The sequence below is a fragment of the Pseudomonadota bacterium genome, assembly GCA_022361155.1.
Taxonomy (GTDB): domain Bacteria; phylum Myxococcota_A; class Polyangia; order Polyangiales; family JAKSBK01; genus JAKSBK01.
The window spans coordinates 1-1,158 of the sequence record JAKSBK010000195.1 but is presented as its reverse complement, the minus strand read 5'-3'; the positions used below and the strand labels follow the sequence as shown (position 1 = coordinate 1,158).

General features: G+C 61.6%; 1 protein-coding gene. It reads right to left on the bottom strand.

All coding sequences use genetic code 11. The features are described 5' to 3' along the window. Positions 1–244: 244 nt before the first annotated feature. A partial coding sequence (locus MJD61_07130; protein ID MCG8555048.1) for a peptidylprolyl isomerase occupies positions 245–1,158 on the bottom strand: 914 nt, incomplete at its 5' end.

Below are 1,158 nucleotides of genomic sequence, written 5' to 3'. Positions count from 1 at the left end.
CGCGGCTGCTGCCTTAGTTTTTTGAGTCGGAGCGTCGAGGAGTCGGAGAGCCGGGGATTTCTAACAGAGCGGCGTTTTCGGACGTGATTATTGTATTGTATGGTGTGTGGGGGTATGGGAGTATGGGAGGGGCTTGGCAACGCGCTTTTCCCCTCCCATACTCCCACACAAAACGGAAACGGCTACACAACGCTGGACGAGCCGGACTGAAACCAGACGCCGTTAAACCTTGTCCAACACTTCTCTACTGGCCGAGCCCTTCATTGAGATCCGCCGCGATGATCTGGGGATTGACGCGGATGGTGACGGCTTCGCGCAGTTGGCGGTATTTGGCTTCGTAGGCGTCGCGCTGGCGCGTCTGGGTCAGCATGAGGCGGGCGCGCGAGGTGTCTATCGGCGCGGCGTCCCGGCGACCGAGCAGGCGGATGATGTGGTAGCCGAAAGGCGACTTGACCAGATCGGGGGCGACGTCGCCGGAGTCGGCCAGGGCGAAGGCGGCCTCGGAGAACGCCGGCACCATGTCGGGCTTTTTGAAAAAGCCGAGGTCGCCGCCGTTGGGCGCCGAAGGCCCTTCGCTATGACGGCGGGCCAGCGCGAAAAAGTCGGCGCCGGCCCTGGCGCTGTCGAGCACGGCGTTGGCTTTTTGGAGGACCTCTTCACCGTCTCCCTGAAACAGGATGTGTTGCGCCCAGACCTCTTCGCCCTGGTCCTTGCTGAAAGCTTCGATCTCTTCGAGAGTCGGGACGGTGGCGGCTCCGACGATCTGCTGGCCCATCTGCTGCAAAATCAATTCCTCGGCCAGGAAGGTGCGAAGCGAATCCATCGTGATGCCGTCGATGGCCATCGCCTGTTCTAGCTCTTCCCGGCTCGACATCCGATTCTGCGCCACGATCTGGTCGATCTGGTTTTCGATCTCGGTGGGGTTGGCGGTGAGGTTGAGGCGTGTGGCCTCGCCCATGAGCAGTTTTCGCTCGATGAAGGCGTTGGCGATAGACCGCTGCGCCCTTTCGAGAAGCGCCCCCTCAAGCGGCATGTTCGGTTGCTGCCTCTGGAGTTGCGCTTCGTAGTTGGCGAGTCGCGCCCGGAAGGTCTCTGTTTTGAGTTGGTCCGAGCCGTCGGCGTGCTCGATGATCAGCACCACCGTCGAATCGTCGATCG